The following is a 21,696-nucleotide window of genomic DNA, read 5'->3' as shown; positions in this document are numbered from 1 at the left end:
GCACATTGAAATTACTCGCCCCAAAAGGTGGTCACTAGCTGCTGAGGATCGATGCGATGCTCGAAGTATTTATCGCTCACGATGTTACTAAATTCACTCAGTAATTTATTGAGCTGCGTCAATAGCAAGGCCAAATGAGCTCGTCTGCCCTCCTCCACGTCCGCTAACTTTGCAATCCTAGATAATTTAAGGCTGGTTATTGCCTCTAACAAAACACGGTCTTGCTCTTCCAATTCTCGCAAATTGGAGTCGCCGCGACGCAACGCCTGGAAATGACTTTGCAATTGCTCAAACTGAAAAATAAGTGAACGCGGATTCGTGACATCCAACATAACCAACTCTAAGCCTAGCTCCACGCCGGCGAGCGATCTATGTCGGCGTCGGTAGGTAATCAATACTTCCATAGAGCGCAACATCGCGTGCAGCAGAGTTTCGTCGTCTGGCTTTTCAACCACCGGTGTGATTAGGGTGCTCACCGTTTTCATGATAAGCATCGCTCTTTCAACGCGCCGCCCCATATCCATGAAATGCCAGCCGACGCCGCGCACCATGCTCTCTTGCATCAAACCAGATAATGCAATCAAGCGTATAACCAACGGGTCTAAAGCCTCTTCCGGTGCGGAGGATAAACCACTCGCCAGCGACGACTCCAAATTATCGAGCTCGTCGCGTACATCGTTAATCACGCGAATGGTATCGGAGGACAACAACTCCTTAGATTCGTCGGCGCAATACAACATGGAATTCAGTGTTGCCTTGATACTTCCGGCTCTGTTGCCATCTTTAATAATGCGTAGCAACTCAACTTCTGGGTTGTCCAGCAGCTCTTCCGTCGCGCGAATAAAGCCAGGGTGCGTACCGGTGACTTCGGTCACCGTGTGCAGCAAAACTTGCTTCGATTCCTTGCTGATAGGTTGCTCGCCGTTGATCAGCATAAAGGCTGTGCGCAGTATGCGTAGCGATGCCTCTGCCCGCTCGGCATAACGCCCCATCCAGAATAAATTTTCTACCACCCGGCTCGGTAAACTTACCAACAACGCATCAGCCTCGGCTTGATGCGGGTCTGTCATATGTTCATTACCGACGCGCTCGGGCTCCGTCGCGGTAACCCAGGTATCTTTACTCGGGCAGCCCGCCTGCATGCTAATAATTTGCTCACCTACCCCCAAGCCGACCCGGGTCAAGCCGCCGGGCATTACCATATAGGAACTGTCTGCCGCGACAGAGAAAGTGCGCAGAATGGCCGGTCGCGGAGCAATCGCGCCATTGGAAAGGGTTGGAATATGGGATTTATCCAGCCGCAGCTGGGCGACAAATTGCTGCGGTCTTTTTTGTATGCGCGCTAACAGCGCCGTTAAATCTGTAGCGGACAGATCGCCGCCCCAAACACTCTGCTGGCCAGAGGCGCGGTAGATGGGTTTAACGATTAGATTTTTGATATTGGCACACACAAAACGCAAATCGGCTTCATCGCCACACCAGTAGGTTTTTACTGAGGCTAATCTTGGCTCTCGCCCCAATAATGCCTTGCTAATCGCGGGTAGGTATTTTAACAGAACGGGGTTTTCCAGCACGCCAGAACCGAGCGGATTAGCGATTGCCACTCTACCGGCACGCACAACATCTAACAAACCGGGAATACCCCCGTAGGAATCGCTGCGCAATTCTACCGGGTCACAATACACATCATCGATACGCCGAAATATCACATCGACGCGACCGAGCCCTTCTAAGGACTTCATCCACACGAAACCATTTCTTACCACTAGATCGCCATTTTGCACCAGCGGAAAGCCGAGGTAATTGGCGATATAGCTGTCTTCAAAATAGGTTTCGCTTTTTGCTCCGGGTGTCAGAACAACAACGCGGGCCAAACCATCGGAGGGCGAAAGCGATACGAGCTTTTGGCGCAAACGCTGAAAGAAACCCGCTAAACGATGCACGTGGCTATCGCGAAATAAACTTGGAAATACACGTGACATCACCGTGCGGTTTTCCAACGCATAACCTGAGCCACTGGGCGCTTGGGTGCGATCGGACAAGATACACATGGAGCCATCTTTCTGACGGATCATATCCACCGAATGCAGAATCAACTCTTGTTCACCGGGCAACTGAATGCCCTGACAGGCGCGCAGAAAACCACCGTGGCCAAACAGCGCCTCTGGCGGTAGTACACATTGCTTGATTAAATTGCGCGGGCCGTAAAAATCCTTAAGTATCAAATTAAATAATTCTGCGCGCTCGAGTAAACCGATTCAATTTGAGCCCAGTCTGCACTGCCAATAACAGAGGGAATAATATCGAGCTCCCAGTGTGAACTGGAGCCGGCGGCGTCGCCATAAATATTATAAGTGGCGCCGTCGTCGCGCAGAATCCGCTGCGCCTTTTCCTGACGCGCTGCGAGTGCCGCCGGGCCCAAGTCGCTCAAGCTGGTGAGCAGGTAATCCCATTCAGGTTTGAACTTGCCATCGGCGCTGAATACTTGATCGGCAACACCGGATACCGGTCCATAATTCATGGTCTTATTACCCTGAGGCGGCACTTGTAGCTGTGCTTGCATTTGCAGCTGGGGCTGCGGCAAAGGTTGATTCTGAGGATAAATCGATTCTGACACGCTGTTACCTGTACTACTCGTAAACTCGACCAAGGATAGAATGGGCGCCTAGCGCGCCCGTCGGGTAAAGGCCGTAATTATAGCCCCTTAGCCAGCCCCAACCCTAAAACTATTCTTGCTCACAAGCACCGCCCAAAGCCTCAATCACAGTGCCCAGCCCTTAGCAGACCTCAGCCCTAACAGCCCCTAGGCCGGCGCAAGTCCAAGGTATAGGGGTATTCATGGGTGGGCTCTTCCGGTGGAGGGTCCATTGGGCGAGGCGGGTGCGCGTTCGGGAAAAACTCCCGCAGCGCGTTCACCTCAGGCCGAGGCATAAACGGGCCCTGTGTGTGACTGAGGTTGTCAAAGCGGTTATTGCGCCGCGACTCCGCCTCGAATGCATTGACCGGCAAGGTTTCATAGCTTCGCCCGCCCGGGTGCGATACGTGGTAGGTACAGCCGCCCACAGAGCGGCCATTCCAAGTATCGATCAGGTCGAATACCAGCGGCACATGCAGCCCAATCAAAGGGTGCAAGGCCGAGGGGGGCTGCCAAGCGCGATAGCGAACCGCACCCACATATTCGCCCTGCCGGCCAGTGTTGCGCAGCGGAACCCGACGGCCATTACAAGCCAAGACGTAGCGCCCATCGGTTAAGCCGGTGGCCTTCAGTTGTAAGCGCTCGACGGAGGAATCCACATAGCGGGCCGTGCCGAAGCTACTACTCTCCTCGCCGAGTACGTGCCAAGGCTCGATGGCCCAGCGCAACTCCAGCTCAATGTCATCGAGCTTTACTCGGCCGTAATGGGGAAAGCGAAATTCTTCGAAGGGCGCCAGCCAATCTAGCTCGAAGGGGTAGCCATGGGCCTGCAAATCCTGCACCACATCTTTCATGTCCGCCCAAATATGGTGCGGCATCATGAATCTATCGTGTAAGGCGGTGCCCCAGCGCACCAAGGGCTTTTTATAGGGGCTTTTCCAGAACCGAGCCACCAGCGCCCTTATTAGCAGCGCTTGCACCAGCGCCATGCGGCTGTGGGGTGGCATTTCAAAGCCGCGGAACTCCAAAATCCCCAAGCGACCACTGGCACTGCCCGGCGCATAAAGTTTATCGATACAAAACTCAGACCGATGGGTATTGCCGGTGATATCAATTAACAAATTTCTAAACAGCCGGTCCACCAACCAGGGCTGGGGCACTTCGCCATCGGTCATTTGCGAGAAGGCGATCTCTAACTCGTAGAGCATTTCATCGCGCCCTTCATCCACCCGCGGCGCTTGGCTCGTAGGACCGAGAAACATGCCGGAAAACAAATACGACAAACTCGGATGATGTTGCCAATAGGTAATTAGGCTGCGCAACAGATCTGGTCGCCGCAGCAGCGGGCTATCTTCGGGCGAGGCGCCGCCGAGGGTAATATGATTGCCGCCACCGGTGCCGGTGTGGCGACCATCGAGCATAAACTTCTCCGTCGACAAGCGCGCCTGACGCGCCTCCTCGTAAAGTTTGGTGGTGGTATCAACCAACTGCTGCCAATTATTGGAAGGATGCACATTCACTTCGATCACACCCGGGTCGGGCGTCACCAACAATTTTTGCAGCCGCGGGTCACGCGGTGGTTCATAGCCTTCTAAGATAACCGGCAAGTTTAGATCCGTGGCGGTTTTTTCAATCGCGGCAACCAGCACCACATAATCTTCTAAATACTGTAACGGCGGCATGAATATATGCAGTCGGCCACCGCGCTCTTCAATGCACATGGCGGTGCGAACCACATCTACCCAGTTCGGGTCTTTGCTGCCGGCCCGATTAACGCGCTGATCCGACGCCAGTAATTGCTCTGCAGCATTCAACTCCTCGTTCGTCGGCGGCGCGGCGGCAAAGCGAATATCGGTATAACTCACTAGAGGTTCGCGCGCTGCGAACGGGTCTCGCTGAATCGGTTGCTCAGCTTCGTCTTCGGCTAACCAGGGCAAATCATTTAACGGCAGGCGCAAGCCCATGGGCGAGTCGCCGGGGATAAGCACGATCTTTTCCCGTTTCATCGGCCACACACTACTGTTCCAAGCCTTAGCACCATAACCTTTTGCAATGGGTATGACTAAGCCTGTGGGCGTGTCCAAGCCGCGCTCGATCAATCTTGCCAAGCGTCTGCGGTCCTGATCATTTTTAACACCCTGGGCGAGCAAGTCTAAATTTTTAGGCAGGGATTGTTGTTTTAATAAATAGTGCAGGCCATCTTCATAGGCAGGCTGGCAGTGCTCTTTTGAAATGCCTAACAACTGTGTCAAATAGCGGCCGAAGCGACAAACAGATTTTAAATCGTGGCTATAGTTTTGATCGATTCGCGCTAAGCTCGCCGGGTTTTGCCACAAGGGCTCACCATCTTTACGCCAAAAAACGCCCAGCGCCCAACGCGGCACTTCTTCGCCTGGGTACCATTTCCCTTGGCCGTAGTGCAACAATCCCTGCGGCGCAAAGGCATCGCGAATACGCAACAGTAAGGTTTTCGCCAGGGTTAATTTATGCTCACCCAGCGCGTCGGTATTCCACTGGTCGGATTCCATATCGTCGATGGACACAAACGTGGGTTCTCCGCCCATGGTGAGCCGTACATCGTTAGCATCGAACTCTTTATCAACAGCGTTACCCAGCGCCAACACCTGTTGCCACTGCTCTTCACTGTAGGGTTTAGTGACCCGAGGATCTTCTAAAATACGTTCGACAGTATTACTAAAATCAAACTCCACTTCACACTTATCGGTAAAGCCGGCAATGGGTGCGGCTGAAACCGGGTGCGGTGTGCAGGCCAAGGGAATATGCCCTTCGCTGGCAAATAGGCCCGAGGTAGGATCTAAACCAACCCAACCTGCACCGGGCAAAAACACCTCGCACCAAGCGTGTAAATCGGTAAAGTCTTGCTCCGTTCCCGAGGGGCCGTCTAAGGATTTTTCGTCGGCCTTTAACTGCACTAAATAGCCCGAGGCAAATCGCGCCGCCAAACCTAAATGTCGCAAAAGTTGAACCAACAACCACGCCGAGTCCCGACAAGACCCCTTAGCACTTGCCAATGTTTCTTCCGGGCTTTGCACGCCGGGTTCAAGCCGCACCAGGTATTCAATATCCTGTTGCAGCTTTTGGTTGATGGCCACCAAGAAATCGTTAATACGCTGTTTCTTGATATCTACCGCTTTTAGTCGCCGCTCGAATAAAGCACCGCAGCTATCACCAGCCAGTGGATCGGCCTCTAAATAGGGTAGCAATTCCTTTTTAAGCTGATCTGGGTATTTAAACGGAAAATACTCGGCATACTCCTCCACGAAAAAGTCAAACGGGTTAATAACCGTCATATCGGCGATGACTTCGACATCCACCTCGAATTCTTTGCACTTCTCTGGAAAAACCAACCGAGCCAGATAATTGCCAAACGCATCTTGCTGCCAATTGATAAAATGTTCGGCCGGTTTGATGTTTAAACTGTAGCTGTGGATTGGTGTACGGCTATGGGGCGCAGGGCGCAAACGCACCGTATGCGGTGACAAGCTTACCAAGCGATCAAACTTGTAGGTTGTGCGGTGATTAATAGCAACACGAATTGTCATAACCTAGAGCCCTTATTCATAAGTAAACCAGCTGGATGAAACACTCGTATGCACCGACGCTAAATCCAACTGCATATCATTAAGGAAATCCTTCATGGGCTCGCCCAAATCGCTATAATCTAGGCTATTAAGGATTTTATCTTGCATTTTTTCCACCAAACTCAACACCGCCTCGTGTTTAGGCAGTTTAGTTAGACTGTCCTCCAATCGAATCAAACAATGGCTAATGGTGCGCGGAAATGCCTTGTCTTCCAGTATGTAACGCGCTACTTCCGTGCTACTAATAGAGGCGCGCACGGTGCGACGATAACTCTGGGTTGCATCGAGCGAGCGCAATACATGGCCCCAAATAATCTGTTGGCTATTAATCGCACTGACATCTTCAGATACTTGTATCTGCGCCCTAACACCGGCATCTAATATGCGGGTTGTCATATCGGCGCGCTCGATGTTGCGACCCAATTCTAAAAAGCACCAAACGTGATCGCGCGGCATACAGCCGACGATGAGGCCGCGAATCTGCTGGCAGTGTTTAACCACACCGTCGAGAAAATTAAAGCGCTCACTGCGGGCGATGCCGCGCTGAAGATTATCGACCACAAACATGTGCAGCTCATTGATCAACTCCCAGCTTTCAGCGGGAATAACGTCTCGCGTTGTGCGCAAATTTTCCCGTGCATACCTAAGGCTGGAGCACACAGAGGATTGATTGGCCTCATCACCCAATAAAAACTTAACCACATTCCGCTCACTCTGGACATCGTACAATTTGCCAAAGGCCTCTTCGGCGCTATTGATAGTCACCAAGTTGTACCAACCGATGCCTACGCTGCGCGGAAGATCAAACATCAACTGATCGTAAACACTTACCAAGCGCACGGTGTTCTCAATCCGCTCTAAGTAACGCGCTGCCCAATAAACTCGCTCTGCAACTCGTGATAGCATGCTCGACTCCTAATCCACAATCCAAGTATCTTTACTGCCACCACCCTGCGATGAGTTCACCACCAGAGAGCCTTTCTTCATTGCCACCCGCGTTAAGCCGCCCATGGTGACAAAACTATCTTTACCTTGAAGAATAAACGGGCGTAAATCCAAGTGCCGAGGTTCTAATTTGTTTTTACCAACGAACGTTGGCGATGTCGACAGCGCCAACGTAGGCTGAGCGATGTAGTTGCGGGGATTATCTTTAATTAACTGAACAAATTTATCGCGTTCTTTTTTAGTGGAATGCGGCCCCACTAGCATGCCATAGCCGCCCGATTCATTGGCTGGCTTCACCACCAACTTTTCAATGTTGTTAATAACGTACTCGCGCTGCTCATCGTCATAGCACAGGTAAGTTTTCACATTCTTGATAAGCGGTTCTTCTTTTAGATAGTAACGAATAATATCGGGCACAAAGGCATAGATCACCTTGTCATCCGCAACACCGGCACCGGGCGCATTGGCAATAGCCACCTTGCCGCCTGTCCAAGAGCGCATTAATCCCGCTACACCTAGGGTCGACTTTTTATTAAACACCTCTGGGTCGATAAATAAATCATCGATTCGGCGGTAAATAACATCTACACGCTTAAGACCCGAAATGGTTTTCATGTAGACGCAATCGTCATCCTGAACGATCAGGTCAGAACCCTCCACCAACTCGCAGCCCATTTGCTGGGCTAAGAAGGCGTGTTCGAAATAGGCAGAGTTGTAGATACCTGGGGTTAACACCACCACCACAGGCTTGGCGATATTTCGGGGTGACAGGGCCCGCAGGGTATCGATAAGATTGGCGCAGTAGTTATCGACCGCGGCAATGTTAGTTTCCTCGAACAGCTCGGGCAGAACCCGCTTGGAAACAGACCGGTTTTCGAGCATGTAAGACACGCCCGAGGGCACTCGAAGGTTATCCTCTAGGACGTAGAATTCGCCGTCGTGATCGCGCACGAGATCGGTTCCACAAATATGCGCCCACACGCCCAGCGGCGGCGATATACCGATGCACTCCTTGCGAAAATTCTCTGATTGCTCCAACACATAAGCAGGTACAACGCCGTCTTTAATGATCTTTTGGTCATGATAAAGATCATCGATAAACATATTCAGTGCTTTTAGGCGCTGCTTTAATCCGAGCGACGTTTTATCCCACTGTTTTCGGCTAATAGTGCGCGGTACAATATCGAAGGGCCAAGCGCGATCGATATTTTCGCCCTCGGTATACACAGTAAAACTAATTCCCATCTCTTTGATTGTGGCTTCAGCGGCCAGACGGCGGGATTCAACTGCATCCTCAGATAGAGATTTAAAGTAGGAAACTAACTTTCTGGCAGGCTGACGCGCTTTGCCTGGGCTACTCATCACTTCGTCAAAGAAGTCTTGGCAGTTATAGGTATTCCAAATGTCTGTCATAGTCAGCGAATTCCTTATGAGGCGTTAAACTCGACGCACGCCCAACACTAAGTGTTGGCAACCTTTGTCACCGGGTAATAAAACCTACCCAATCGTTTACAGAGCACAATCTGTGCCATCCAACAATACGCAAGATCCCTGTTCAAAAACTGACCTACATCTTAAAGCGCTATAGCGGCGCTTCCATAAGTGCTCGGACGAATGCAAACAATCGCGCGTCACGCATTTTGATCAAACGGTGGCGGTCGCGTCCGCCTCCATAATCAGTTGCACATCGACACTTTGAAACCTTGGGTAGGAACAGGGCCCGAACTGATTAAACACCGCAACGTCAGCAGCGTCGCGGCCGTAACCAACGGCAATATAGCCACCGGAAAGTTTTGGCTGCGAGGCATCAAAGGTGTACCAACGGCCGCCCACAAAAGCTTCAAACCAAGCGTGGAAATCCATGGGGTGCAGCTGGTACAAATAGCCAACCACCAAGCGCGCTGGAATGTTGATACTTCGGCAAAGCGCGATGCCGATATGGGCGAAATCCCGACACACGCCCGATTGCCTTGCATTCACTTCCACCGCGGATATTAATAACCCCGAGGCATCAGAATCGTACCGGGTATTGTCGCGCACCCACTGGGTAATAGCTGATACTTGATCATAGCCAGGCCTACAGCCAGCGGTAACTTGAGTCGCCAAGGCGCAAAATAGATCGGATTCACAATAGCGGCTGGGTAACAGATAGCTTAGCACCGCATCGGGCAATAATTGAATTTCAATAAATTCGGCGCCTGGGGCGCTGTCTGCCCTATCGGCCGTTATGACATCGGAGAGTGTTGTTATGTTGAACGCGCCGGGGGGCGCCACGAGTCGCTGGCACAGATTGCCATAATTATCGGTAAACTCCAGCACGGGCACACTCGGTGCGTGCCGGAAGGCTTCACTTACCACCCATTGCTGAGCGCCGCTACGCGGCCGCAACATAAAAATAAACGGTGTTGCGACAGAGATATCAAAAGCCAGTTCACATCGTGTGCGCAGCAACATAGCAAAATCCAATGGCAGGGAGGGGAAATGTCGCACTGCAACATAATGCAGTGCCGGGAGAATGGCACTGTAATATTAGCGATAGGGTTTCGAACTGCTACTCGAAAACAACACCAGCCTAACACAATAAGTACCTTGGATGAAATTTGGGCTGGTTAAATGATTTTTGCGATCAGGAAGTAACGGAAAATGGTGGGCGATTTATCGGCGTAAAAAACGCAACGAAATAATCAAAAACAAAACAACCTACAAAAAAGGAAACTGATAAGACGCGAGGCTGCGCCGGCAAAGATAATCGCCTATGCCGACACAGCGCGCGGAAGCCGTGAAACTCCTAGCTTAAGCGTTCGAAATTTTAATCGCCTCCAACACTTGCCGAGCCGATACGGGAATTTTGGTGCCGGGGCCGAAGATACCTTTTACCCCAGCCCGATTCAAAAAATCATAATCCTGCTTAGGTATCACACCGCCAACCACCACAATAATATCGTCTGCACCTTGCGCCGTTAACGCCGCTATCAATTCCGGCACTAAGGTTTTGTGACCAGCTGCTTGCGATGACACACCGACAACATGCACATCATTTTCTACGGCTTGGCGCGCCACTTCTTCCGGGGTAGAAAACATGGGCGACAAGTCGATATCAAAACCCACATCGGCAAAGGCGGTAGCAATAACTTTAGCGCCGCGATCGTGACCATCCTGCCCCATTTTGCACACTAACATGCGCGGTCTACGGCCTTCTTTCTCTTCAAAAGCCTCTATGTCTGACTTAATAGCCTGCCAATCCGGGTCATTCTCGTAGGAAGCACCGTAGACACCTGAAATGGTGCGCGCCTGGGCATTGTAGCGACCAAAAATTTCTTCCATAGCGTCTGAAATTTCTCCCACCGTGGCGCGTAAACGGGCAGCCTTAACAGAAAGATCCAGTAGATTACCCTGACCGGTTTTCGCAGCCGCGGTAATATCGGCTAATGCCTGCTTTACCTTTTCATTGTTGCGGCTGGCGCGAATCTGTTGAATGCGTTTGATTTGCGACTCTCTAACCGCAACATTATCTACCTCTAGAATATCTAAATCATCCTCTTTATCCAGGATGTATTTATTTACCCCTACAATGACATCTTCACCGCGATCGATACGGGCCTGCTTTTTCGCCGCCGACTCTTCAATGCGCAACTTAGGTAAGCCCGCTTCGATAGCCTTAGCCATACCGCCACTCTCTTCAATTTCCTCGATCAACTCCCAAGCGCGATCGGCGAGATTTTGCGTTAGCGTTTCCATCATGTAGGAACCGCCCCATGGATCAACCACTTGGGTAATACCGGTTTCCTCTTGAATAATAATCTGGGTGTTGCGCGCAATGCGCGCGGAAAACTCGGTCGGTAAAGCCACCGCTTCATCCAGCGCATTGGTATGTAAAGACTGGGTGCCACCAAACACGGCAGCCATCGCTTCAATGGTAGTGCGCACCACGTTATTGTAGGGATCTTGCTCGGTGAGCGACCAGCCTGAGGTTTGGCTGTGGGTGCGCAACATCGACGACTTTGGATTCTTGGGCGAAAACTCGCTCATGATCTTAGTCCACAACAAACGCCCGGCGCGCAGCTTGGCAATTTCCATGTAAAAATTCATGGAGATGCCCCAGAAAAATGACAGGCGTGGCGCAAAGGCGTCAACATCCAGACCAGCCGCCAACGCCGTGCGTACGTATTCGCGGCCATCAGACAGCGTATAGGCCAACTCTAAAGCCGCATCGGCACCGGCTTCTTGAATGTGATAACCCGAAATGGATATGGAATTAAATTTTGGCATGTGTTCGGAGGTATAACCGATGATATCGCCAATAATTTTCATCGAGGGCGCAGGCGGGTATATGTAGGTATTGCGCACCATAAATTCTTTGAGAATATCGTTCTGAATGGTGCCAGCCAATAGATCTTGGCTCACGCCCTGCTCCTCTGCCGCGACAATATAGTTGGCGAGGATCGGTAATACGGCACCGTTCATGGTCATAGAGACAGACACTTTATCCAACGGAATTTGATCGAAAAGTATTTTCATATCTTCGACCGAATCAATGGCCACACCCGCTTTGCCCACGTCGCCCGATACCCGAGGGTGATCGGAATCGTAACCGCGGTGAGTGGCTAAATCGAAGGCCACCGACACCCCCTGGGCGCCAGACTTTAAATTTTTTCGATAAAACGCATTGGATTCTTCCGCCGTCGAAAACCCAGCATACTGGCGAATTGTCCAAGGCCGGCCAGCGTACATAGTGGCTTGCGGGCCGCGCACATAGGGCGCCAAACCTGGCAGTGTATCGGCGTAGGCCAACTTTTCTACATCGGCCTTGGTATACAGCGGCTTTATATGAATGCCTTCAGGGGTGTGCCACGTCAACTCATCGGGCGTTAACCCTTTTGATTGTTTGGTGGCTAGCGCTTCCCATTCTTTTAATGTGTATTTTTTCTCTGTCATTTTTGCACCTCACGCCTGCCCTGTGGCAAGTCATTCAAATTCTGTTTTCTAGGGTCCGGCCATCCGGGGGCCGGCCATCCGGCTTCTAGCTTCTAGCTTCTAGCTTCTAGCTTCTAGCTTCTAGCTTCTAGCTTCTCAATGCTCATCCATAGGTTGACTCAGTTCAATCAACACACCATCACAACTTTTCGGGTGAATAAATATCACTCTACAATTGTGTGCGCCCACACTGGGCGCCTCAGATAGAAACTGATAGCCCTTAGCCTTGAGGTGAGCGACGTCCGCGTCAATATCATCCGAGCGAAAACAAAGGTGATGTAAGCCGCCGCCGCGCTTTTCCAAGTATCCTGCTATCGGCCCCTCACCATTGAGCGGATGCACCAGTTCTATTTGCGTAGCCGGTAACGGAAAAAAAGCCGTACTGGTTTTCGCGCTCGCCACATCTTCGCGGCCATTGTAGGGCAAACCAAAATCTTCCATAAAACGCTTGATGGCATTATCTAAATCGGGCACGGCAATTGCGATATGATCCAGTGCGGTAATCATCAGTGAGCTCCCCCTAAGGTTGCGAGGAAGGCGTCTGTACCTTGCTTCAAGCGTGCGCGCGCATCGGCACTGGATTCTTCCACACGAATTTCATCCGGTGTAATTTTAAACAAGGGTTGGCCCTTTTTAATAATGGCACCGTCATCAGTCACCAACACTTCGTCAATGGTCCCAGCAAAAGGCGCATTTACCTTATTGAACATTTTCATCACCTCCACGATATACAATGGTTGGCCGGCACTAAAGTGTGTACCCTTCATCACGAATGGCTCCATGCCCGGCGCTTCGCGGGCATAGAACATGCCACCCGTTGGCGCCAGTATTTCGTCAGATTTCGCAGCCGGTGGCGGCACCAAGATTTTCGCCATTGCCTGCTGCAATTTCGGCTCGGTCAGCGACTCAGGGATATGAATACTCAAATCAGCATTGACTGCCAAGTTGAAATAGCCCGTCGACTGACCTAGGAAAGCGGGCAAGTTTAACAACTCCGCGCCAGCCTGATAACCGCGATGCGCCGCCTGAATGGCCTGCCACTGGCTAGGCTCAAACTGTACCGGCGCAGAACTTTCCAATAGCGCATTCAATTCAGAATAGGCCATGGCACCCAGTTTATTTTCTAAACTCTGGTAGAAGTTCAGGGCCTGTTGCAATATTTTATCATCCGACGCCCAAATCATATTTGCCGCAGGTTTCTGGGCGCAATAATCCATATTGAGATAGTGATAGGTTTCTGCCAAGACCTTGATGGGATTCACTCGCCAAATCACCCTGTCATTGGTCAAATCAAAATTCTTCTGGTTCAATGATAACCATCCCGCCAGCAGATGCGGCTCAGCGAGTAATTTCTCAACCGGACGCGCCAACAATAGGTGCTTGCGCTCCAATACTTGGGCCCAGCTTGCATCATCACTAGCAACTTGCTTAATGCGCTGGCGACAAATACTTTGGTAGGCGTAATGTAAATCCACGTTATTGGCTGCCTGCTTCAACAAACCAACTGCGGTTAGGTAGGGCACAATAAATCGCGTGGTTGGTCGCGCGTTAATGTTATTGCCAATAAACCAATTCACCAGGCCGTAGTGAAACTCCAAGTTAGTGGCAAGATCCTTGCCCCGTAACTCGGTCACGCGCAATATTTCGGCGAGGCGCTGATAGCTATCGGCTCGGCCCGCACCGGTTGTTAGCAACAACGCAATATTGGAGTCGTAGGCGCCGGCTAAATGGTATTTGATAAACACATCCGTATCCGGGTTGTGCATGCTAATACCCTGGTCATCCCGAATTTCGCCCGCAACGGGATCGGACCATTTCTCAATAATGCCACCGGCGTGCGGCTGTAGCGCCTGATTGGTCGCGTTAAGTCGCGCCTCCACGGCCGCTTGGCTGCGCAATTGGCGCGTCGGCTTAGGCAAGCGCGGGCCATGGGCGGCGAGCAATACCATGGCTTCCACTAAGGAATCCACTTGGAAAAAGTCCTTGGCGTTGTCCGGGTTGGAAAAGCGCAAGCCGTAGCACAACTCCGTTACTCGGTGCTCCACTTGAATGCGGGTATTCATCTCCATGAAAAAATGCTTATCGCGATCGACAATACACTCGAAGGTGGAAACAGAATCTAAACCCACGGCTTGACCGAAACGCTCGGATTCCTCCTCCATTTTTTGCAGCGTAACGATATCTTGCGCCAGCACTTTCGCTTCATGTTCATTACCAGCGGCTTGCGCTGCCGCAAGCGCGGCTTCGAGATCTTCGGTAATGACCGACACTTCGAGCAATTTCTGTTCGTGCATTTGCAATGAACAATCTCGGCCACCCATGGCCAGCGCCCAATCGCCATTGCCGATCACTTGTATCTCTTGGTGTCGCGTGGTTTCAATGTTCAGCTCAACCAGCACGTTTTTGTTATCGCCCTTGCCGGTGGTTTTGACTTCGTTAAGAATTTCCAGCACAAGGCTAGGCGCCTTGGCTGCAGCCTGTTCAATACGGCTGGGTAGATCACCTTGGTAAGCATCGGGCGAGGCCAAAATACGCTGGCCCTTACCGCCGCCGCCGCCAATAGCCTTTAAGCGAATACGATTACTCGGGTACTCGCGGCTCATCGCCATCACTTGCTCGCGAATGGTTTCACCCAGCTCGGCAATGGAATAAAGATCTATGCCCTTGGCATAACTCGCCGCTAATACAGCGTCGGCAATATCTACCAAGGCAAGACCGTCTGCGGCCAGCTGTTCAACATCAACGGGCAGTTTTTCCTCTGCGGCCAAGTTTTTCAGCGCACTTAGGCTTGGGTATTTTTTGATGAGGGTTAAGGCACTGGCGTTGTCGACGCCCGGGGTAACCGATACACCCACTCGCAATGCGGTGCGCTTGGCTTCATCCTTTAAACCGGCCTGATGCACGGTGCGCGAGCAAGGGCCGATGAAATTTAAGCCAGCGTCTTCCATGGCCTTAACCATATTTTCGTCTTCGGCCATAAAGCCATAGCCGGTAAATATGGCGTTGTAATTATTGGCGCGGGCGATATTAATGATTTGACGAATACGCACCTCGCGCTCGGCCTTATCGGCACCCGAATAATCCGGCACCCGATGTACCCGGTGCGGGTCGGTTAGCTTACGCAACTCCGGCGCCAGTGCATTCTGATAGACGATAGAATCTTTTTCTGACAACAAAATGCCGTAGTGATGAATGCCCATTTCATCGAACACATCCATCGCCTCTTTGCGAATGGGCCCACGGCAAATAATCAGCGGCCGCAAATGTGAACATTCGAAGCTTTGCACCCACGCACTCGTACCTAAGCCTAGGCGTCGATCTTTATGTACTTGTGGATTCGCCAAATAATTATCAGCATCTTTTTTCATTGCTGCAGATCCATGTCTATTTTCGTTCGTCATATTGTTCATGGTTTGTTCAGGCCTCAATGAAATTCGCGCTGTACGCCGTTAAATGGCTCTGCAACGTAATGCCGCAAATGGAACGCCATGTTTTTACACAGCAACGTCCGCAACTCTGAAGGCATAACAATTTGTGAAATGGAACCGAGCGATAAAGCCTCGTTCGGGTTCATCAATTCAGCCTCATAACGCGCTTTCAGCGCCGCCTCCTGCTGCACCTGCCAGGCATTCACTAGTTGTGCATCTTCTCCGTCGCCCAAGCGCTGCGCCACTGCACCGCGAATTTTTTGCAACTCATCTTTGTAGACAAACTCGACCCCAGCCGGGCCCATCACCGCCGCGCGCGTAGACGGCAGGGCCACCACTAAATCGGCACCGGTTGGGTAGTTATTGTAAGACGCGTAGGCACCGCCGAAAGCGTTGCGAATAATCAGCAAGAAGCGCGGCGTGCGCAGGTCGATAATGGCATCTAACATGGCGCGCCCGGCTTGCACTATGCCGTTTTGCTCTTGCTCTTTGCCCGGTAAAAAGCCGGTGGTGTCTTCCATGAAAATCACGGGAATATTGTAGAGGTTGCAAAAGCGAATGAAGCGCGCGTTCTTGTAGGCGGCGGCAATATCAATTTGACCGGACGACACAGCCGAGTTGTTAGCGACAAAACCAATCACATTGCCGCCCATGCGGCCGAGCGCGGTAATGGTATTGCGCGCGCGATCGGCTTGTATTTCCATAAAGTCGCCGTGGTCGCACAGCTGCTGAATAATGATGGTGACATCCAGCGGTGTATTAAAACCGCTAGGCGAGTTAAAGGCTTTTTTCAACAGAATATCGATATCCCAGGTTTTTCTGTCGACCGGATCAGACGTGGCCTGAAAGGGCGCCAACTCGCCGTTGTTGCTAGGCAGGTAATTAAGCAATGCTTTTACTTTGCGCAGCGCCGCCACTTCATCGGGCACGACAAAATCCGTCACGCCACTTTGGCTGTGCACCCCTGGGCCACCCAATTCATCGGGGGTAACGTCTTCGCCTAATACCGATTTGACAACACCGGGCCCGGTTAAGCCAAAAAATGTGTCGTTCGGTTGAATTAAAAAGCTGCCCTGGCGCGGCAAGTAAGATCCGCCGCCGGCATTAAAGCCAAACATACACATGATGGAAGGCACTACACCGCTGATTTTTCGCAGCGCGGTAAAGGCCTCTGCGTAGCCATCTAAGCCACCAACACCGGCGGGCACGTAAGCCCCGGCCGAGTCATTTAAACCCACTAAAGGAATCCGGCGCTTGCCGGCCAATTCAAACAGACGGGCTAACTTTTTGCCGTTAGTGGCATCCATGGAGCCGGCGCGCACGGTGAAATCATGACCGTAAACCGCCACATCGCGCCCGCTGATTTTTACGATGGCGGTAACCAGCGAGGCGCCGTCTAGGTTTTTACCCCAGTTTTGAAATAACACCGTGGGTTCTTCATCGGTCAGCACCGACAGGCGCTCCCAAATGGTCATGCGCTTTTTCGCGTGCTGACGCTGAATGTTGCGCTCGCCTGCAGCCTCACGGGGGCGCTGCATCAGCGCCAGCCCTTGCTTCAAACTGGCCTCATACAAGCCCGGCTCATAAGACGCCTGACCAGGCACACTGAATTCCACTTCGCGCGCCTCATCAAAGGGATTATCCAAGGAGGCAGAGTTTTTCTTAAACAAGTCCATAGCCATACCGGTTTTGTTCTTTACGGGGTAAATGTCGGATGAATGCATCAAAATTGAGCAGTCAAATGATTACGGCGCAATGATATACAATAACGTCTAACGAAAATAAGATTAATAGCGCCATTCATCAGAAGGTGAAAATCGTTAAACTATTGATATATAAAACTTTACATATAAAAAACATAATTTTTTCAGCACATTAATCAATACACAAAATAGACATAAACATCCACGACTTGTACTATTTTGTCACTTAATATGCTCGATAATGTCTACTCATGGCGCTGCGCAAAATATCGCAAATGCCAATCAAGCGGCGCCCGATCTAGCGTCTTGAGGCACTACAAGCCTAGACGCCTAGAGCGAGTCGGGGAAACTGCACCGCGCCACTCAAACCAGGTGCTGTGGGAAGGGGTCGAAATGATGTTTGAGGACTGGCGAGAGAAACTGAAAAATAGGACGGAACCAGCTGTTAGCACCTGGGTAGGCAATTGGCCACCCTGAGTGCCGCGCAGCTAGCGCTGTAAGTGCTCGGGTTCAATCATCGCACCGCGGGCGGCGTGATCGTTGCGATACTCCCTAGGCGTTTTGCCCTGCCACTCTTTAAAGGCGCGAGTAAATGCACGGGGTTCGGAAAAATCTAACAAGCCCGCCACATCGCCAATGGATAATTTGCGATTGCGCAACAATTCCGTGGCTAAATCGCTGCGTAGATTATCCTTGATTTGTTGGTAGCTGATGCCCTCCTCCGTGAGCCGCCTACGCAAGGTCTGCTCGCTAATATTCAAAGATGCCGCCACTTCACCCGCCGTGGGCAAGGACAGAACTTGACCGGGTTTGCCTTGCAGCATTTGATTGATTCGCCCGGTTAAACTCGTGTCTTCGCCGGGGATGGTTAACATATCAATAGGCGCGCGCCGCAAAAAAATACGCAGCTCGCGCCAGCTTTTCACCAACGGCTGGGACAAATAACTGCGGTGAAACACCAAGCGATTGACCTTACTTCTAAGGTGCGTGGGGCAGCGAAATAGGAGCTGAAATTCTTGTGCATCAATCGGCGTGTAATTGATATAGGCGCCCACCAATTTAATCGGTTTGCCGATATACCAGCTGGCAAATCGGTGCCAAATCACATGCCAGTATTCGATATAGAAGTGTTCAAAATCCAATTCAGGGCGTTTGAATACGGTGGTGAGGTAGACGTGCTCGCCCTCGTATTCCAGCGACATCTGCAATTCATCGGTGATTTGATTGTAGAAGCGAATGCCGCGGCGCAAGAGGTCTTCAAGCGTTTCCGCCGTGGATGCCCACTCGGCCATCATGGCAAAGGTACCCAGTTTAATCGGGCGCTCGGTAAAGCCCATAAACTCATCATTGAGTGCCTTGGCAATACCAAAATACAGCTTAGCGACGTGATCCACGTGAATACGCGCTTTCGGGTCTTTTAGCGGGCGCTCGGGAATACGCGCCATCCGCAACAGCGCGCGCGGATCTAAACCCCGAGCTTTAGCACCACCTAAGGCGCTTTTTATGTAATGGGTGCCAATTGTTGCCACGAAAACTCCACCATGGATTAGCCTTGAGCTGAATCATACCGTTTGTGCGACGAAGAGTTTATCAGACGCGCCAGAATCATTGTTTAAAGCTGTAGGCTATTCGTCATGTGTGTGAAATCCAATCTATCCGCCGGCGGTGTCACCTAAAGCTGACGCGAGGCAAGGTGTTTGCAAGCCGCCCCAAAACTCCAACGATGAAGATTGCCAACATGAAACTACATACGCTCTTTCGCACTGCCTGTCTCGGTCTTGGGCTTAGCCTCGGCGCTCTGCTGCTAAGCGGCTGCGCGCACCAAGCCGAAGAGGTCGAGACGGCCCGCCCAGCCGCTAGCTACCTCACCAAAATTGATGCCTTAGAGCGCTCGGCGCGGGTAAGCGATGTGCACTACCGCCTGCACTTGGATCTGCCCGAACAAAACACGCCATTCACCGGCCAAGCGGAGATACAGTTCAACCTGAGCGATGCGAGCAAAGCCCTGACCTTGGATTTTGTCGATGGTAGCGTAGAGAGTGTGCAGGTTAACGGTAAAGCTGTTGCTGTGCAGCACAACGGTTTTTACATCACCCTGCCGGCCAGCGCGCTTAGCACGGGCCTACAAACGGTAAAAATCAATTACTCTCACCCATATCGACGCGATGGCTCGGGCCTACACTGGTCGCAAGATGCAGAAGACGGGGAAGTGTATTTATTCACCCAATTTGAAGACTACCATTTCAACAAGGTGTTCCCCGGCTTCGATCAACCGGATTTGAAAGCCACCTACACCCTAAGCGCAACGGCCCCAGCGCACTGGCAAGTGATCAGCGCCACGCGCGAAACCAGCGTCGAAAATATTTCTGAAACACGCAAGCGCTGGATTTTCCCCGAAACAGCACTATTCTCGACTTACGTTTTCTCACTCCACGCCGGCCCTTATAAAGTTTGGCAAGATAATGATTTTCGCATTCCCTTGCGATTATTTTCTCGCCAGAGCTACCAGGAATACGTCGACGTGGAAGAGTGGTTTAAGGTCACCCGCCAAGGCCTGGATTTTTTCGATAACTACTTTGGCTACCCTTACCCCTTCGAAAAATTTGACCAGCTGCTAGTGCCAGATTTTGTGTTTGGCGCCATGGAGAATGTCGGCGCCGTAACCTTCACCGAAAATTTACAACCACGCCGCGAAAAAACCCGTGCCGACCGCCAGCGCATGGCCGTGGTTGTGATGCACGAGTTAGCCCATCAATGGTTTGGCGACCTAGTCACCATGACCTGGTGGGATGACATTTGGTTAAACGAAAGCTTTGCCGATTTAATGGGCAACTTTGCCACGGCTGAAGCAACGGAATACAAAGAGGCCATGCAAAGCTTTTCCACCAGCCGCAAAAGCTGGGGCTATAGCGAAGATCAATGGATCACAACCCACCCCATAGTTCAAGACATTGCCAATACTGAAATGGTAATGGCCAGCATCGACGGCATCACCTATGCCAAGGGCGCAGCCACATTAATTCAACTCAAGCACCGCATTGGCGAAGCCACCTTTCAGCGCGCCATCGCCGAACACTTTCAGCGCTTCGCTTGGAAAAACGCCCAGCTGTCTGACTTGCTCGCCACATTAAGCGAGGTCTCTGAACAGGATCTATCCGGCTGGAGCCAAGCTTGGCTAGAACAGAGCGGCGTGAATGCGTTGAAGGCAGAGTTCAGTTGTAGCAACAACAAAATTTCGCACTTTTCCGTTATCCAAACACCGGCGAATGTCAGCGGTGCGCTGCGTCAACACAAGCTCGATGCGTTGCTTATTTCAGCCAGTGGACAAAAACAATTGATCGATATAAACGTGGACGGCCCCACCTCCAACCAACCTGCAGCGCTCGGTTTGGCTTGCCCGGCCTTCGTCTTACTGAACGCCTCAGATTTCACCTTCGCCCGTATCTTATTTGATCAAACTTCGGTCGATTATCTTAAAAAACATATTCTGGAGTTTACCGATCCCATACAGCAGGGCTTGATTTGGCGCGCGCTGTGGGAGTCGGTTACCGATGGCGAACTCGCCGCCACTGAGTTTTTAGATTTAGCACTAAGCTTTTTGCCTACCCAAACCAACACCTCGTTAATAGGCACCATTAATGCCAATGTCGACACGGCTTATAGCTATCTTGTACTGCGCACCTTTGTGCGCGATGTCACCGATCAGCAAAGAAAGCAATACCGCAATAAGTTAGAGGCAATGGCTTGGCAAGGCTACCAAACCGATAACCCGGCCTTAAAACGCACTTGGTTTAGGCAGTGGGTTAACTATTTGCACAGCAAATCTCAGCTAGCCAACGCGCAAACCTTATTAGCGCAAAACGCACTCAGCAACGACGATGCTTGGACGCTGGTGGGCAGTCTTGTGCGCGAGCAGGCACCAACGGCATCCACATGGTTGGCTAGCCTAAGCAAGCAAGACCCTGCGGGAAAAATACGCCGCCTCGAAGCCGAAGTACAAGCGCCGGATATCGCCCTAAAACAACAATGGTTAGAGGAAGTGGTCAATCCCAACACCACTTATGCTTTCACCGATTTGCGCGGCATTCTGTTCAACCTATTTCCGCTTGAACAACACGACCTCAACCTCGCCTTACAGGACGACATTATCGCAACCTTGTTAGCGATGACTGGCAAACAAGAACCGGCGCTACAATCGGTATTGGCATCAGCTATCCTGCCACGCCAGTGTTCAACCGAAGGACAAGCGCAATACTTACACATTGCCGATACTGAGGGGCTTGCCAAGTCAGTTCAAAAAGTTGTTCTGAAGAATTCACAGGCCGAGCAGCGCTGTGTAGCCGTGCAACGCAAATTAGATTAGTCTTGCAGACAATCTATTTTTAAATAATAGGGCAGGCACGTATATA

The 21,696-nt window shown here is 51.4% G+C and carries 12 protein-coding genes; 1 reads left to right on the top strand and 11 read right to left on the bottom strand.

Annotated features, from left to right (window positions below):
- Positions 1-11 precede the first annotated feature (11 nt).
- The 11 genes from QWY82_RS07880 to QWY82_RS07830 all read right to left on the bottom strand — a co-directional run bounded on the left by QWY82_RS07880 (position 12) and on the right by QWY82_RS07830 (position 18,816).
- On the bottom strand, positions 12-2,225 hold the full coding sequence (locus QWY82_RS07880) for a circularly permuted type 2 ATP-grasp protein (protein ID WP_290261106.1): 2,214 nt from the start codon (positions 2,223-2,225) through the stop codon (positions 12-14).
- Positions 2,222-2,617, bottom strand: coding sequence for a hypothetical protein (locus tag QWY82_RS07875; protein WP_290261104.1), 396 nt, complete (start codon positions 2,615-2,617; stop codon positions 2,222-2,224). Before QWY82_RS07875 ends, QWY82_RS07880 begins: the two co-directional genes overlap by 4 nt.
- A gap of 176 nt (positions 2,618-2,793) precedes the next feature.
- Positions 2,794-6,198, bottom strand: coding sequence for a transglutaminase family protein (locus QWY82_RS07870; RefSeq protein ID WP_290261102.1), 3,405 nt, complete (start codon positions 6,196-6,198; stop codon positions 2,794-2,796).
- Between the two features lie 12 nt (positions 6,199-6,210).
- The gene (locus QWY82_RS07865; RefSeq protein WP_290261100.1) at positions 6,211-7,143 is read right to left on the bottom strand and encodes an alpha-E domain-containing protein; all 933 of its coding nucleotides are present in this window, start codon (positions 7,141-7,143) and stop codon (positions 6,211-6,213) included.
- Between the two features lie 9 nt (positions 7,144-7,152).
- Positions 7,153-8,595 (bottom strand): circularly permuted type 2 ATP-grasp protein, encoded by a 1,443-nt coding sequence (locus QWY82_RS07860; protein WP_290261098.1) that lies wholly within the window; start codon positions 8,593-8,595, stop codon positions 7,153-7,155.
- Between the two features lie 231 nt (positions 8,596-8,826).
- Positions 8,827-9,636: a transglutaminase-like domain-containing protein gene (locus QWY82_RS07855; RefSeq protein ID WP_290261096.1), complete on the bottom strand. Its 810-nt coding sequence runs from the start codon at positions 9,634-9,636 to the stop codon at positions 8,827-8,829.
- A 339-nt stretch (positions 9,637-9,975) separates the two neighbouring features.
- Positions 9,976-12,117 carry a methylmalonyl-CoA mutase gene (scpA, locus tag QWY82_RS07850; protein WP_290261094.1) on the bottom strand — a complete coding sequence of 714 codons (2,142 nt, stop codon included), beginning with the start codon at positions 12,115-12,117 and terminating at the stop codon, positions 9,976-9,978.
- 135 nt (positions 12,118-12,252) lie between these two features.
- Positions 12,253-12,663 (bottom strand): methylmalonyl-CoA epimerase, encoded by a 411-nt coding sequence (gene mce / locus QWY82_RS07845; protein ID WP_290261093.1) that lies wholly within the window; start codon positions 12,661-12,663, stop codon positions 12,253-12,255.
- Entirely contained in the window at positions 12,663-15,524 is a 2,862-nt protein-coding gene (locus QWY82_RS07840; protein ID WP_290261092.1) for an ATP-binding protein, read from the bottom strand. The genes mce and QWY82_RS07840 overlap by 1 nt, the downstream gene beginning before the upstream one ends.
- A 56-nt stretch (positions 15,525-15,580) precedes the next feature.
- Positions 15,581-17,260, bottom strand: coding sequence for an acyl-CoA carboxylase subunit beta (locus QWY82_RS07835; RefSeq protein ID WP_290263496.1), 1,680 nt, complete (start codon positions 17,258-17,260; stop codon positions 15,581-15,583).
- Between the two features lie 515 nt (positions 17,261-17,775).
- Positions 17,776-18,816, bottom strand: a complete 1,041-nt coding sequence (locus tag QWY82_RS07830; protein WP_290261091.1) for an AraC family transcriptional regulator — start codon at positions 18,814-18,816, stop codon at positions 17,776-17,778.
- A gap of 209 nt (positions 18,817-19,025) precedes the next feature.
- Between QWY82_RS07830 and pepN the strand changes: the two genes are divergently transcribed.
- Complete coding sequence (gene pepN, locus QWY82_RS07825; protein WP_290261090.1) at positions 19,026-21,650, top strand: aminopeptidase N; 2,625 nt, start codon at positions 19,026-19,028, stop codon at positions 21,648-21,650.
- Positions 21,651-21,696 lie beyond the last annotated feature (46 nt).

Origin of the sequence: Simiduia curdlanivorans (assembly GCF_030409605.1) — a bacterium.
GTDB lineage: Bacteria > Pseudomonadota > Gammaproteobacteria > Pseudomonadales > Cellvibrionaceae > Simiduia > Simiduia curdlanivorans.
Note: the sequence above shows the minus strand (reverse complement) of the source record. Positions and strands in the feature narration are given on the sequence as shown.

Bases quoted from the DNA above. Each gene is read 5' to 3' on its own strand.
- QWY82_RS07870 (WP_290261102.1), bottom strand. From the start codon at position 6,198: ATGACAATTCGTGTTGCTATTAATCACCGCACAACCTACAAGTTTGAT.
- QWY82_RS07865 (WP_290261100.1), bottom strand. From the start codon at position 7,143: ATGCTATCACGAGTTGCAGAGCGAGTTTATTGGGCAGCGCGTTACTTA.
- QWY82_RS07860 (WP_290261098.1), bottom strand. From the start codon at position 8,595: ATGACAGACATTTGGAATACCTATAACTGCCAAGACTTCTTTGACGAA.
- QWY82_RS07855 (WP_290261096.1), bottom strand. From the start codon at position 9,636: ATGTTGCTGCGCACACGATGTGAACTGGCTTTTGATATCTCTGTCGCA.
- scpA (WP_290261094.1), bottom strand. From the start codon at position 12,117: ATGACAGAGAAAAAATACACATTAAAAGAATGGGAAGCGCTAGCCACC.
- mce (WP_290261093.1), bottom strand. From the start codon at position 12,663: ATGATTACCGCACTGGATCATATCGCAATTGCCGTGCCCGATTTAGAT.
- QWY82_RS07840 (WP_290261092.1), bottom strand. From the start codon at position 15,524: ATGAAAAAAGATGCTGATAATTATTTGGCGAATCCACAAGTACATAAA.
- QWY82_RS07835 (WP_290263496.1), bottom strand. From the start codon at position 17,260: ATGGACTTGTTTAAGAAAAACTCTGCCTCCTTGGATAATCCCTTTGAT.
- pepN (WP_290261090.1), top strand. From the start codon at position 19,026: ATGAAACTACATACGCTCTTTCGCACTGCCTGTCTCGGTCTTGGGCTT.